The sequence below is a fragment of the Flavobacterium ustbae genome (genome assembly GCF_003946915.1).
Classification (GTDB): Bacteria; Bacteroidota; Bacteroidia; order Flavobacteriales; family Flavobacteriaceae; genus Flavobacterium; species Flavobacterium ustbae.
On record NZ_RPOC01000002.1, the window covers coordinates 313,111 to 325,704 of the forward strand.

The 12,594-nt window shown below is 32.1% G+C and carries 13 protein-coding genes; 5 read left to right on the forward strand and 8 right to left on the reverse strand.

Annotation, left to right across the window (positions count from 1 at the left end; genetic code table 11):
- Window positions 1-241 precede the first annotated feature (241 nt).
- The 4 genes from EG814_RS05290 to EG814_RS05305 all read left to right on the forward strand — a co-directional run bounded on the left by EG814_RS05290 (window position 242) and on the right by EG814_RS05305 (window position 4,590).
- A complete protein-coding gene (locus EG814_RS05290; protein ID WP_125719644.1) occupies window positions 242-433 on the forward strand; it encodes a hypothetical protein in 192 nt (63 codons plus the stop codon).
- Window positions 434-456: 23 nt separating this feature from the next.
- Window positions 457-1,434 carry an ATP-grasp domain-containing protein gene (locus EG814_RS05295; protein ID WP_125719646.1) on the forward strand — a complete coding sequence of 326 codons (978 nt, stop codon included), beginning with the start codon at window positions 457-459 and terminating at the stop codon, window positions 1,432-1,434.
- 149 nt (window positions 1,435-1,583) lie between these two features.
- A complete protein-coding gene (gwsS, locus tag EG814_RS05300) occupies window positions 1,584-2,660 on the forward strand; it encodes a grasp-with-spasm system SPASM domain peptide maturase (protein WP_125719648.1) in 1,077 nt (358 codons plus the stop codon).
- 70 nt (window positions 2,661-2,730) lie between these two features.
- Entirely contained in the window at window positions 2,731-4,590 is a 1,860-nt protein-coding gene (locus EG814_RS05305; protein ID WP_125719650.1) for an alpha-amylase family protein, read from the forward strand.
- 153 nt (window positions 4,591-4,743) lie between these two features.
- On the opposite strand, the gene EG814_RS05310 is transcribed toward EG814_RS05305, so the two are convergent.
- The 8 genes from EG814_RS05310 to rsfS all read right to left on the reverse strand — a co-directional run bounded on the left by EG814_RS05310 (window position 4,744) and on the right by rsfS (window position 11,511).
- Window positions 4,744-5,802: a glycoside hydrolase family 130 protein gene (locus EG814_RS05310; RefSeq protein ID WP_125719652.1), complete on the reverse strand. Its 1,059-nt coding sequence runs from the start codon at window positions 5,800-5,802 to the stop codon at window positions 4,744-4,746.
- 77 nt (window positions 5,803-5,879) lie between these two features.
- A complete protein-coding gene (locus tag EG814_RS05315) occupies window positions 5,880-6,659 on the reverse strand; it encodes a superoxide dismutase (protein ID WP_125719654.1) in 780 nt (259 codons plus the stop codon).
- An 8-nt stretch (window positions 6,660-6,667) separates the two neighbouring features.
- The gene (locus EG814_RS05320; RefSeq protein WP_125719656.1) at window positions 6,668-6,937 is read right to left on the reverse strand and encodes an acyl-CoA-binding protein; all 270 of its coding nucleotides are present in this window, start codon (window positions 6,935-6,937) and stop codon (window positions 6,668-6,670) included.
- The gene (locus tag EG814_RS05325; RefSeq protein ID WP_125719658.1) at window positions 6,938-7,591 is read right to left on the reverse strand and encodes a phosphatidylserine decarboxylase family protein; all 654 of its coding nucleotides are present in this window, start codon (window positions 7,589-7,591) and stop codon (window positions 6,938-6,940) included. It abuts the gene before it with no gap.
- Window positions 7,581-8,471, reverse strand: a complete 891-nt coding sequence (locus tag EG814_RS05330) for a phosphatidate cytidylyltransferase (protein ID WP_125719660.1) — start codon at window positions 8,469-8,471, stop codon at window positions 7,581-7,583. Before EG814_RS05330 ends, EG814_RS05325 begins: the two co-directional genes overlap by 11 nt.
- A 1-nt stretch (window position 8,472) precedes the next feature.
- A complete protein-coding gene (locus EG814_RS05335; RefSeq protein WP_125719662.1) occupies window positions 8,473-9,081 on the reverse strand; it encodes a lactate utilization protein B/C in 609 nt (202 codons plus the stop codon).
- Window positions 9,082-9,198: 117 nt separating this feature from the next.
- Window positions 9,199-11,124, reverse strand: a complete 1,926-nt coding sequence (gene ftsH, locus EG814_RS05340; RefSeq protein ID WP_125719664.1) for an ATP-dependent zinc metalloprotease FtsH — start codon at window positions 11,122-11,124, stop codon at window positions 9,199-9,201.
- 15 nt (window positions 11,125-11,139) lie between these two features.
- Window positions 11,140-11,511, reverse strand: a complete 372-nt coding sequence (rsfS, locus tag EG814_RS05345; RefSeq protein WP_115886694.1) for a ribosome silencing factor — start codon at window positions 11,509-11,511, stop codon at window positions 11,140-11,142.
- A 94-nt stretch (window positions 11,512-11,605) separates the two neighbouring features.
- On the opposite strand from rsfS, the gene EG814_RS05350 reads away from it, so the two are divergent.
- The gene (locus tag EG814_RS05350; RefSeq protein WP_125719666.1) at window positions 11,606-12,334 is read left to right on the forward strand and encodes a biotin--[acetyl-CoA-carboxylase] ligase; all 729 of its coding nucleotides are present in this window, start codon (window positions 11,606-11,608) and stop codon (window positions 12,332-12,334) included.
- Window positions 12,335-12,594: the final 260 nt, after the last annotated feature.

Genomic DNA, 12,594 nt, shown 5'->3' on the forward strand with positions numbered 1-12,594 from the left:
ATTTAAGATTAATTTGGTAAATCATTTTCTTTCTGAGAAATTTAAAATCATAAAGTTTTTATCCCCCCCTGTTGTTATCCATGATTTACTGAATTTGTCTAGAAATTTAAAAAAAAATTAATATGTTTTTTTTTTTTTTTTTGCTTGTTTGTAAGAAATGTTTTTGATAATATTGTTTTGATAATAAGAGGTGTAGCTGAAAAACCTTCAAAAGAGTAAGAAATAACTTAAAAACAAAATTATGCAGGATTTACAAAGCTTTAAAGATTTTTCATTAAATAATGATGAATTAACGAGTGTTAAAGGTGGTTATCCGCCAGTTGATAATACTGGAGCAGGTACTTTTACATATGGAAGTCAAACACTTTCATATACATCAGATTGTGATTTTGGAAATGGTCACATTCAGTATGCAAATGTAAGAGCAGTTTAAAATAAGTTTATCTAAACGAGATAATGAAAAGACATGAAATTGTTTTTTCATTATCTTTTGGATTTTATATGATATTAGTAATAAATGGACAAAAAGATCAATCTACAGATAATATATGTAAGTGGCTTATGTATTATGAAAAAGAATTTATCAGGATTGATGAGAATAGTTATATAAATAAAGTAAATTTCGATCTTTTAAATGAGTTTTATGAATTTGAAATTAATAACGTTAAAATCAACCTTCATTCTATAAGTAGTGTTTTTTACAAAAATGGAACTTTAAATTATCAAATCAATACAGATAAAGATGAAAGTAAATTTATTATTGATTATAATGCAAATGAATGGAACAAGCTAAGATTTTTTCTGCACTTCCTAATAGAGAAAAAAGCAATTTGCTTAATTGGAAATATTGCTCATTATGAGGTTAATAAGTTGGAAGTGTTAACTTTAGCGAATGAGATTGGATTAAAAATTCCTGAAAGTTTTATTACATCTTCGAAAGATAACGTTTGTAGGTTATTACACGAAAAGAAGCAATTAATTACTAAATCTATTGGGGAGATAAAACCTTTCTATTCGAAAGATGATTTGTATCTCAATTATACTAGGGAAATTAATCTTTTTGAAAAAATGTCGGATAATTTTGTTCCATCACTGCTACAAGTTAAAGTAGATAAAAAATACGAAATTAGGACATTTTTTATAAAAAACAGATTTTGGTCCATTGCAATATTTTCACAGGAAAATCAAGATTCTATAATTGATAATAGAATTATTAATTCAAATCATATTACAAACTTTCAAATACCTGCTGATTTAGAAAGTAAGATTGTTAAGTTAGCTACGTTATTAAATTTAAATAGTGGTTCGGTTGATTGGATATATTCTACAGATAATAATTTCTATTTTTTGGAAATTAATCCTCTAGGTGTTTTTAATAATGTTAGTTATTATGGAAATTATAATATTGAAAAAGAAATTGCTAAATTATTGTAAAAAATGAAAACTTTAAAAAATGTCACAAGTTTGCAAAAGTGGATTAAGGTCGAGAAACAAAACATGAGCCAAGTTTTATTATCTGACAATAAAAGTATTTCTAAGACAAAAGTTGTAATTGTAAGATCAAACAAACCATATACACTTTTATGAAATATTTAAAATTATTTAGTTCTGTAAAAATCGTAAAAGGTTATAATCGAACATTAATGTTTGATTCAAGAAGGGATTTCATAAGGTTTGTACCAAATAGCTTGTTTGATTTACTGTCGTCAAATTTAGGTATAAACATTGAAAAAATGTTGCAAGAAATTTCACTTGATAATAAAAAAATATTAGAAGAGTACCTTGATTTTTTGATAAATAATAAATTAGGTTTTTATTGTAATTCGTTAAAAGAGTTTCAAAATTTTGAATACGATAATCGGGAATTCGCCTCACCAAATGATATAAATTATCTTATAATTGATTTAGAGAATGATTTTAATCTTAGTTCTATTATTTGTAAACAGATTATTGATTGTAAAATAAAATACTTACAGATAAGATTTTGTACAGATATTTCTGTTACTGTTTTGGAAAATGTTTTAAAAAAATGTGAATTGTTAAATGATTCATTTATTGAGGAAATTTCTTTCGTAATTAGTTTTAGTGACGAGTTGTACTCTTACTTAATTAAAAAAAATCTCTCGATACAGAAATATATAAACGTTATTTTTCATTCATGTGATAACAATATCTCCGATTTACAAAATAATGTTAATAATCTTAGCTTTGATTTTATAGTAGAAAAACTTATTATGCCAATTTCTTGTGGAATTGTAAAGAAATGTAATTTTGTTTTTAATGAGGAGTTTTATTTAGAATCTCAAAATAATAATACATGTTTGAACAAAAAAATCGCAATTGATAGCCGTGGTAATATCAAGAACTGCCCATCGATGAAAAAAAAATTTGGCAATATAGCTAGCTCAAATTTTAAAGACATTATTAGAAATCCTGATTTTATTTTTTTTTGGAATTTAAATAAAGATCAAGTTAGCATATGTAAGGATTGTGAATTTAGGCATGTTTGCATGGATTGTCGAGCGTATCTAGAGGAGCCTGAAGATCATTATTCTAAACCTTTGAAATGCGGATATGATCCTTATCAAAATACTTGGGAAGATTGGAGTATGAATCCATTAAAAAAAAGAGCAATTGAATTCTACGGAACAAAATTATGATGTTTTAACTTGGTCTTTGATCTGTTTATTTACAGAAAAAAATAGTATCAAAATTATGTTAAATGTTCTTATGAAAAAGATACTTTCTGTAGTATTAGTAATGCTTGTTTTCTCAGGCTGTAAAACAAAAGATTTAAAAATGAGTACAGCAAAAGAATCTGCTGCAACAGAAAAGAAAGTTGTAGTGTATCAAGTTTTTACGCGCCTTTTTGGAAATAAAAATACAGCTAACAAACCGTGGGGAACTATTGAAGAAAACGGTGTTGGAAAATTTAATGATTTTACAGATAAAGCTTTACACGAAATAAAAGATTTAGGTGTCAATTATATTTGGTATACTGGAGTTCCGCATCATGCTCTGGTGCGCGACTATACAGCATACGGAATTTCTAATGATGATCCAGAAGTGGTAAAAGGTCGCGCAGGTTCACCTTATGCAGTAAAAGATTATTATAATGTAAATCCAGATTTGGCTGTAGATCCCACAAAACGATTAGAAGAATTTGAAGCTCTAATAAAACGTACACACGCTGCAGGTTTAAAAGTGATTACTGATATTGTACCAAATCATATCGCTAGAAAATATGAAGGAAAATCAAATCCTGCTGGCGTAAAAGATTTTGGCGCAGATGATAATGTTACTGTTGAATACAAGCGAGACAATAATTTCTACTATATTCCGAATCAGCATTTTGAAATTCCAGATGGAGATGTTCCTTTGAATGGAGAGAAAAACCCATTGATTGATGGAAAATTTGACGAAAATCCTGCAAAATGGACAGGAAATGGATCTCGAAAATTCAAGCCAGACCAAAACGACTGGTACGAAACGGTAAAAGTAAATTATGGTGTGCGTCCAGACGGAACTAAAGATTTTCCTGAACTTCCAGCTGTTTTCGATCAGAAATCGTATCAAGAACATTTTGCTTTTTGGCAAGATAAAGACGTGCCAGATTCTTGGAAAAAGTTTAAAGACATTGCCTTATATTGGATTTCAAAAGGTGTTGACGGATTCCGCTATGATATGGCAGAAATGGTTCCGTATGAATTCTGGAGCTATATGAACTCTTCCATTAAAATGAAAAATCCGAATGCGTTTTTATTGGCAGAAGTATATAATCCGAATGAATACCGAAATTACATTCGCTTAGGAAAAATGGATTATTTGTATGATAAAGTAGAAACTTATGATAAGTTGAAAGATATCATTCGTGGACAATCTTCGCCTGACGAATTAACAAAAATTCAGAACGGAATGGCCGATATTGAGCATAATATGCTTCATTTCTTAGATAATCATGACGAACAGCGTTTAGCAAGTCCAGAATTTGCGGGAACGCCAGAAAGAGGAAAACCTTTAATGGTAGTTTCGGCAACAATAAGCACTTCACCAACCATGATTTATTTCGGACAAGAAGTAGGAGAGGCAGGGAATGAAGATGCAGGTTTCGGAAAACGCTCAAGAACATCTATTTTTGATTATATCGGAGTTCCAAATCACCAGCGCTGGATGAATGATGGCAAATTTGATGGCGGTCAGCTTTCGGATTCTGAAAAACAGCTTCGTGACTTTTACAAACGTTTATTGAATTTCACAATTAAAAGTGATGCCTTAATGGGAGAATTTCAAGAAATTCAGTCTATAAACCGTCAAAATCAAGCGTATGATCCGCTACTATATTCTTTTGTTCGCTGGTCAGATAATCAGAAATTGATTGTTATTGCTAATTTTTCTTCTGAAAAAGAAAGCCAATTTGAGTTGAAAATTCCTTCTGAAGTAATTTCAAAATGGAATTTAAAAGACGGTTCTTATGTTTTAGTAGATAAATTGTATCTGCAAAATAAAACCTATTTGAATGTGAAAAATGGAGAAGGAGTGGCTCAAGTAAAAATAAAGCCTTCTGAATCTTTGATTTATGAAGTGAATTAAAGATTATTTTTAACACATAGAAACATAGTTTAGTAGACTTATAAAAGGCGTTTCACTAGTTTAAATACACATAGTTATCTATGTGTTGAAACTAGTTTCTTTTGTATTCTTTTTTTGCACAAAATCTATGTTTCTATGTGTTTTAAATATTTTTTAAACTGTTTTAAGCAGAGAAAGAATTTCTTTAATTGAAAAAGTAGCACCACAGACGAATTCATCAGAAGCGCCGTAATAAACGGTTAAAGTATCTCCGTCAGGTTCAACGATATGTCCATTGGTGAAAACTACATTTCCAAAAAAGCCGCTTAATTCGTAGTTTGTTTTAGGAAACATAATTGGTGTTTCGGTTCTCGAAATTACTTTCGTAGGATTATCAAGTTCCATTAAAAATGCTCCCAGACAATACTGATGAGCATCATTTGCTCCATGATAAATTTCAAGCCAGCCTAATTCTGTTTTTATTGGTGCAGCTCCGGCACCAACTCTTTTACTGTCCCAGCTATCTTTTCTGGTTTTGATAATGCATTTGTGATTTCCCCAATGAATACCATCTGGAGACGAAGCAATCCAAATATAATTACCGCCAAGGTCAACACTGCTCGGGCGATGTAATGCGTAAAACAAACCGTTTATTTTTTCTTCAAAAATGGCACAGTCTTTATTATGAGGTGGTAATATCATTCCGTGTTTTTGAAAATTCTTCCAATCGGTTGTAGTTCGTAAACCAACGCCAACACCATTGTCCGAAACAGAAGTGAAAGTTAGATAATACTTACCCTCAATTAAAGAAACGCGACAATCTTCAATTCCAAAAGTTTCCAATATTCCTTCACCAACCAAATGCGGATAATCTTCTGGCTCATAAAACTGTTTTCCGTCTTCGCTGCACAATAATCGAATATGAGATAAAGTCGTTAAGTAATCAAGCCCTTGATAATTTATAACACGTGCATCTGTAGCAATAAGTTCAGGATGATTTTTTAAAATTTCGATAATCTGAATTGCTCCAGTTTCTGTTAATACAGGGAAAGAAATAATGTCTTCAATTTGCTTCGGTCTTTCGGCAACTCTTACAGCCAGCCAGATTTTGTTTTGAAACTGGAATACGCCGGGATTTAATAGACAGGTAATTTCTAAACCTTCTCGACTTGGCGGTAAATCGGAAGGCGCTAAAAGTGGATTTTCTATAAAACGTGTTGCTATATCTTTCATATCTCTTTGTTGTTGTTTATGAGATAATTAAGGTATAAAAAAAAGCTGATACAGAATTCTATATCAGCTTTTTTGTTTTATACTTTTTTAACCTTTTTGAGCGCTTCGATGTAATATTCGTTTACTTTTTCCCAATTGATATGATTGTAAAAAGCATCAATATAGCTGCCTTTTCGGTTTTGATAGTCTAAATAATAGGCATGTTCCCAAAGATCAATTCCCATAATCGGAGTTCCAGGAATCAAAGCATTTTTCATTAATGGATTGTCTTGATCATTTGTTGTGGTAATTTGCAATTTACCATATCGGTCTACAACAAGCCAAACCCATCCAGAACCAAACTGCTTTTCAGACTGTGCTTTAAACTGATTGGTTAGGTTGTTAAAAGAGCCAAATTCTTTAGCAATTGAACCAGCAAGCGTATCTTTTGGAGTCTGCTCTTTTGGCGTTAGAATATTAAAATAAAGCGTATGATTGTAATAACCGCCAGCATTCTGACGAAGCTTTGCATTACTTAAATCCATCTTTTTCAAAATATCCTCAATTGGCATATTTTCATATTCAGTCGAAACAATCTCTTTGTTAAAATTGTTAGTGTACGATAAATAATGTTTAGAATAATGAGTTTCTAAAGTCAAAGTTCTAATGTCTGGCGCAAGCGCATCATAATTAAAAGGCAATTTTGTCATTTCAAAAGAGCCCGGATCGGCTTTAACATCGTTTGGCGAACCAATAGTGATTTTTTCTTCTTTAGTAGGAAGAGGAACTTCAACTACTTCAACCAGCTTGTCTTCTTTACAGGAAAATAATAGTAAAAATGAAGTTAAAGTGCTAAAAAGAACAACGTTTTTCTTCATAATGTTTTTTATTTTGATGTTAATGAATTGATGATTTCGATATAATTTTCTTTGGCTTCGTCGACAGACAGATGACTGATTTGCATCCAAGCATTCGTTTTAAAAGCGTCTCTTAAATCAAAATGTCCATTCTGATTATAGACAGCAGTTCCAAAAGTTGCCTGTTTGTAAAAAGCATAAAGTCTTAACTGCACATCTTGCGGCAATGAAGCTTGAGTCATTGTCATAGCAATTTCCACAGCTTTAGCAAAGCGCATATCTAAATCTTTATCTGCCATTTATGCTTTTGTAGCAATAATTGTTTTTCCGCCAATCGCTTTTTGATTTAACTCTACATTGATTGGTGTACCTAAAGGTAAAAATAAATCTACTCTTGATCCGAATTTAATGAAACCAGCGTCAGTTCCTTGTACAACCTGCATTCCTTCTTTTGCGTAATTTACAATTCTACGTGCCAGTGCTCCCGCAATTTGTCTGTATAAAATAGCGCCGAAAGTTTCGTTTTCAATTACAACTGTAGTTCTTTCGTTTTCCTCGCTTGCTTTTGGATGCCAAGCAACCAAGAATTTGCCAGGATGGTATTTGCTGAATTTAATGATTCCGTCCATCGCGTAACGAGTTACATGCACATTAATTGGAGACATGAAAATCGAAACCTGTAAACGTTTATCTTTAAAATATTCTCCTTCATAAACCTCTTCAATAACCACAACTTTTCCGTCAACGGGAGCAAGGATATGATCAATGTCTCTAACTGCAATTCTCTTTGGATTTCTAAAGAATTGTAGAATAATAATCAAAATTACAACCGCTGCGAATTGAACAAGCATTCTCAACCATGCAATATCAATAAATTTATCAGCAATTAAAAGTACAGCTACTGTAAATACAGTACCTAGTAAAATGGATGGGCCTCCTTCTTTATGAAACATAATATAAAATTTGATAAAATAAAAATATAATTGGTGCTACAAATATAACACTATCTAATCGATCTAGAATACCTCCGTGGCCTGGCATTATAGAACCACTGTCTTTTATGCCGGCAATTCGCTTAAATTTAGATTCTATTAAATCTCCAATAGTCCCAAAAATGCTTACAATCAATGCAATTGTAGTCCAGATTATGATAGACATGTTGCTAAATTCAGGTTTAGGCTGAATGTAGAGTTTAGAAATCAGGAAACCAGCAAATGCAGCAAAAACAGCACCTCCAATAAATCCTTCAATTGTTTTTTTGGGAGAAACACGTTCAAATAATTTATGTTTTCCCATTGATTTTCCAACTAGATAAGCAAAAGTGTCGTTGGTCCAGATTAAGACAAATAATCCCAAAATAATCTTCGGGTTATAATTGTTTGTTCCAAAAGATATTTTTACAATAAATATAAAAGGAAGTGTTATATATCCAAGTAGATATAAATATTTTGAAGAAGTGCTTACTTTTTGAACAGAGTCATAAAATAAAAATATGATGCACTTTATAGAAACAACAATTGTAACCGCAAGAAGAACTAGATCCAGTTGTTTGATATTGGTTTCTAAACTAATAGTAGAATTAAAATTGTCATTTAAGAATTTAGTCGTCTGCTTGTTGTAATGACTAACAAGAATAATGGAAGAATAAACTAAAATTCCAAATAGAATTGCAAACACTTTGTTTAAGTTTACAATATTAGAAAACTCGTATATTGTAATAATCAAGAAAACACCAAAAAGAGTAATGAAGCTTTCTGTAGAAAACAATATCGAAGTTAATAATAAAGCGATATAAACAGCACCAGAAATGGTTCTCTTCAGTGTTTCGTTCATCTTAAAGATCTTCTAAAAGCAGTAAATAAAGGTTCTTTGCAACACTTCCGTATTGTGTAAAATCCTCTTCTTTTGCTTTTTCGAAATATTTTATTGTAGTGATATTAGTAGGAATGTCTCTTTCGTATTTGCGTTTAATAGCGCTTAGCCCATCGCTTTTCATCGGAAGGATTTGACTCGTAGTTGCTATTATAACAATATTTGCGGGTAATTCGTTTGGTTTATTTTGTCTAATTTGTTTTGATGAAAATAGAATTGAACCTTCATCAGCAATAAGATTTTCACAGCTTGCTAATAAAAATTTAGGGTTTGAAGGCGCAATATAGAATAATTTATTTTCTTCTAATAAACTATAAAGAGCAGGCTCATAGCACAAAACTTCATTTTCAAACCAATCATTTTCTTCTAAGATGTTTTCAAACTGTTCTGCTAATTCCTGTCCGTTTTCACAGTATAGAAACTTTCCTCCATTTTTCTTAAAATTAAAAATGAATTGTTCATCTAAAGACAAATGACTATTCGGGGCAGAAGATGTTCCTGCATATTCGCTTTCGTGTTCTTCGTCAGAAGCGGATTCACTGGAACCAAATATTTTTTTGAAAAAATTCATTTTTTATATGAAATACTTTACATGTTAATTGAAAACGTTCAAAGATAAAAAAATCTTAATTCAAAAGGGTGTTTTGAATTAAGATTTTAAAAAATTATTACGTATTTGGTAAATTATTTATGAAACTACTTCTTCTAAATTTTTATCCCAAGTACGTTTTCCGAAAATGTTTTCTAAATCATCTTTAAAGATAACTTCTTTTTCAATCAGTATATCAGCAAGCTGATTTAACTTGTCTTTGTTTTCTTCAAGAATTTGAATTGCTCTTTCATATTGACCTTCAATTAATTCTGAAATTTCAGCGTCAATAATTTTTGCTGTTTCGTCAGAATAAGGTTTAGAGAAATTATATTCGCTTTGTCCGCTTGAATCGTAATAAGTAACGTTTCCGATTTTATCATTCAATCCGTAGATCGTTACCATTGCGCGAGCCTGACGTGTTACTTTTTCTAAATCGCTTAAAGCACCAGTAGAAATTCTGTCAAAAGTTACTTTTTCTGCAGCTCTACCTCCCATAGTAGCACACATTTCGTCTAACATTTGGTCTGTTCTCACGATTTGTCTTTCTTCTGGAAGATACCAAGCAGCTCCTAAACTTTGCCCACGAGGAACAATAGTTACTTTTATAAGTGGTGCAGCATGCTCCAACATCCAGCTTACAGTAGCGTGACCCGCTTCGTGAATAGCAATTGCTCTTTTCTCTTCTGGAGTAATGATTTTGTTTTTCTTTTCAAGACCGCCAATGATTCTATCAACAGCATCAAGGAAATCTTGTCTGTCTACAGCTGCTTTATTGTTTCTAGCGGCAATTAATGCAGCCTCGTTACAAACGTTAGCAATATCAGCACCAGAGAATCCTGGAGTTTGTTTTGCTAAGAAATCTAAATCAAGACCTTCAACTTTTTTGATAGGAGCTAAGTGTACTTTGAAGATTTCAGCTCTTTCGCGGATATCCGGTAAGTCAACAAAAATTTGTCTGTCAAAACGTCCTGCACGCATTAAAGCTTTGTCTAAAACGTCAGCTCTGTTAGTTGCAGCCAAAACAATTACATTAGAGTTTGTGCCAAAACCATCCATTTCTGTCAGTAATTGGTTCAAAGTGTTTTCTCTTTCGTCGTTTCCGCCAGACATATTGCTTTTTCCTCTCGCTCTACCAACAGCATCAATCTCGTCAATGAAAATGATAGCAGGAGATTTTTCTTTTGCTTGCTTAAACAAGTCACGTACACGAGATGCACCAACTCCCACAAACATTTCAACGAAATCTGAACCTGATAAAGAGAAGAATGGAACCTGAGCTTCACCAGCAACAGCTTTTGCTAATAAAGTTTTACCAGTTCCAGGAGGCCCTACCAATAAAGCTCCTTTCGGAATTTTACCTCCAAGATTCGTATATTTTTCTGGGTTTTTAAGAAATTCAACAATTTCCTGAATTTCTTCTTTAGCTCCTTCTAAACCAGCAACATCTTTAAACGTAGTTTTAATATCAGTTTTTTCGTCAAAAAGTTTCGCTTTAGATTTACCAATATTGAAAATCTGTCCGCCACCTCCAGCGCCTCCGCCAGACATTTTACGCATGATGAAAATCCACACACCCACAATAATGATGATAGGAAGTAAGCTGATTAAGATATCGCTCCAGTTATTTTTTTGTAGAAAGTTGAAATCTTTTAATTTTCCTTCTGTAACTGCTTTTTCTAGTTTAGTCTGAAAGATTTGATCATTACCAATTTCCAAAGTGTAATGCGGACCTTTGTTTGGCTGTTTGAAAATATCTTCAGCAACTTTTTTGTTTGCTGGGTCTTTAAGAGCCGCAGCATTTAAATATACTTCAGCTTCTGCTTTGTTGTAAACAATAACTTTTTCAATCTGGCCTTTTTCCAAAAGCGTGTTGAATTTAGAAGAAGTTAATTGAGCAGGTTCGCTTAAGCTTGATCCTCCTGTGGCAAAACTTATGAATAAAAAAACTAAAAGTATTGCGGTATATATTAACCAAGGACTTATTTTAAATTTATTCGGATTTGGATTATTATCTTTAGCCATTTAATGAAAGTTTCTTTAGTATTTGTTCTCGATTGTAGTTATTTTGGCATCGCCCCAAAGGCTTTCGATGTTGTAATATTCGCGAATATGTTTCTGGAAAACGTGTACCACAATGTGTACGTAATCCATTAAAACCCATTCACCATTATCTGTTCCTTCTACGTGCCAAGGTTTATCTTTTAAGTCTTTTGATACTGTTTTTTGAATTGAGTTTACGATGGCATTTACTTGGGTATTTGAGCTACCGTTACAGATCACGAAATAATCGCATACTGCTGTATCTATTTCTCTTAAGTCAAGAATATCGATATCATTTCCTTTTACTTCCTCAATCCCTTTGATTATGTTCGCCAGTAGAACATCATTATTAATCGTCTTTTTCGCCATGAATTATTTTATATGTGAATTTGTAAAGTTACCAAAATTTGTGATTATTTTTGAACCTTAACAAAATATTAAATTAAGTTATTTAAATTATTTAATGAAACTAATCAAACTCGATGCCATAGATTCTACAAATGACTTCTTAAAAGCAATGGCAAGTAAGGATGAACTGGAGAATTTTACTGTCGTAACAGCTGAAAATCAGACAAAAGGGAAAGGACAAGTAGGAGGCGTATGGAAGTCTGAAGCGGGTAAAAACTTAACTATGAGTGTATTGGTGAAAGATTTTCTCCTTAGCAATGAAGAAGTTTTTAACTTGAGTGTAGCAGCTTCTTTGGCTGTTTCAGAAACATTAAAATCGTTAAATATTCCTGATATATGCATAAAATGGCCAAACGACATTCTGTCATACAATAAGAAACTAGTTGGCATACTAATCGAAAATACCATCAAAAGCGATGGCAGAATCGTGTCAGTTGTCGGAATCGGAATCAATGTTAATCAGACCGATTTTAGCGAATTGCCAAGTGCTTCCTCATTGGCAGTAATTTTGGAAAAAACTTTCAACAAAGAAGAATTGGCGGTTTTAATTGTCAAAAAGCTAAAAGAAAAGATCTTGTTATGGAAAACCAACTCAGAAATTTTCTGGAACGATTACTTTAATTCTTTATTCAAAAAAGGAGTTCCAACAGCTTTTAGGGACAATAACAATCGAGATTTTATGGGAATTATTCAAGGGGTTTCTCCAATTGGAAAGCTCCAAGTTCTACTCGAAGATGACTCAGTTGCAGAATTTGAAATCAAGGAAGTTAAGATGCTTTATTAAAGCTTCTAAGGTTCTGAGTTGCTACGATTCTAAGCTTTTAATCTCGCAAAGACGCAGAGGCGCAAAGTTTTTTTAATTTTTTTTTTAATCTAATTTAATCTGCTCAGATCAATAAAATCTGCGTGAAACAGAAAAGAATCTTTGCGACTCTGCGTCTTTGCGAGAAATTTTCAGCATCAAATAAAAAAAACTTCGTGACTTAGTGCCTTGGTGACAAAACCATAAATCAAAAAAAATGCCCGACAAAAGCCAGGCATTTA

Bases quoted from the DNA above. Each gene is read 5' to 3' on its own strand.
- EG814_RS05315 (WP_125719654.1), bottom strand. From the start codon at position 6,659: ATGAAGAAAAACGTTGTTCTTTTTAGCACTTTAACTTCATTTTTACTA.
- EG814_RS05305 (WP_125719650.1), top strand. From the start codon at position 2,731: ATGAAAAAGATACTTTCTGTAGTATTAGTAATGCTTGTTTTCTCAGGC.
- EG814_RS05310 (WP_125719652.1), bottom strand. From the start codon at position 5,802: ATGAAAGATATAGCAACACGTTTTATAGAAAATCCACTTTTAGCGCCT.
- EG814_RS05335 (WP_125719662.1), bottom strand. From the start codon at position 9,081: ATGAATTTTTTCAAAAAAATATTTGGTTCCAGTGAATCCGCTTCTGAC.
- EG814_RS05295 (WP_125719646.1), top strand. From the start codon at position 457: ATGAAAAGACATGAAATTGTTTTTTCATTATCTTTTGGATTTTATATG.
- EG814_RS05350 (WP_125719666.1), top strand. From the start codon at position 11,606: ATGAAACTAATCAAACTCGATGCCATAGATTCTACAAATGACTTCTTA.
- gwsS (WP_125719648.1), top strand. From the start codon at position 1,584: ATGAAATATTTAAAATTATTTAGTTCTGTAAAAATCGTAAAAGGTTAT.
- EG814_RS05320 (WP_125719656.1), bottom strand. From the start codon at position 6,937: ATGGCAGATAAAGATTTAGATATGCGCTTTGCTAAAGCTGTGGAAATT.
- EG814_RS05290 (WP_125719644.1), top strand. From the start codon at position 242: ATGCAGGATTTACAAAGCTTTAAAGATTTTTCATTAAATAATGATGAA.
- rsfS (WP_115886694.1), bottom strand. From the start codon at position 11,511: ATGGCGAAAAAGACGATTAATAATGATGTTCTACTGGCGAACATAATC.
- EG814_RS05325 (WP_125719658.1), bottom strand. From the start codon at position 7,591: ATGTTTCATAAAGAAGGAGGCCCATCCATTTTACTAGGTACTGTATTT.
- EG814_RS05330 (WP_125719660.1), bottom strand. From the start codon at position 8,471: ATGAACGAAACACTGAAGAGAACCATTTCTGGTGCTGTTTATATCGCT.
- ftsH (WP_125719664.1), bottom strand. From the start codon at position 11,124: ATGGCTAAAGATAATAATCCAAATCCGAATAAATTTAAAATAAGTCCT.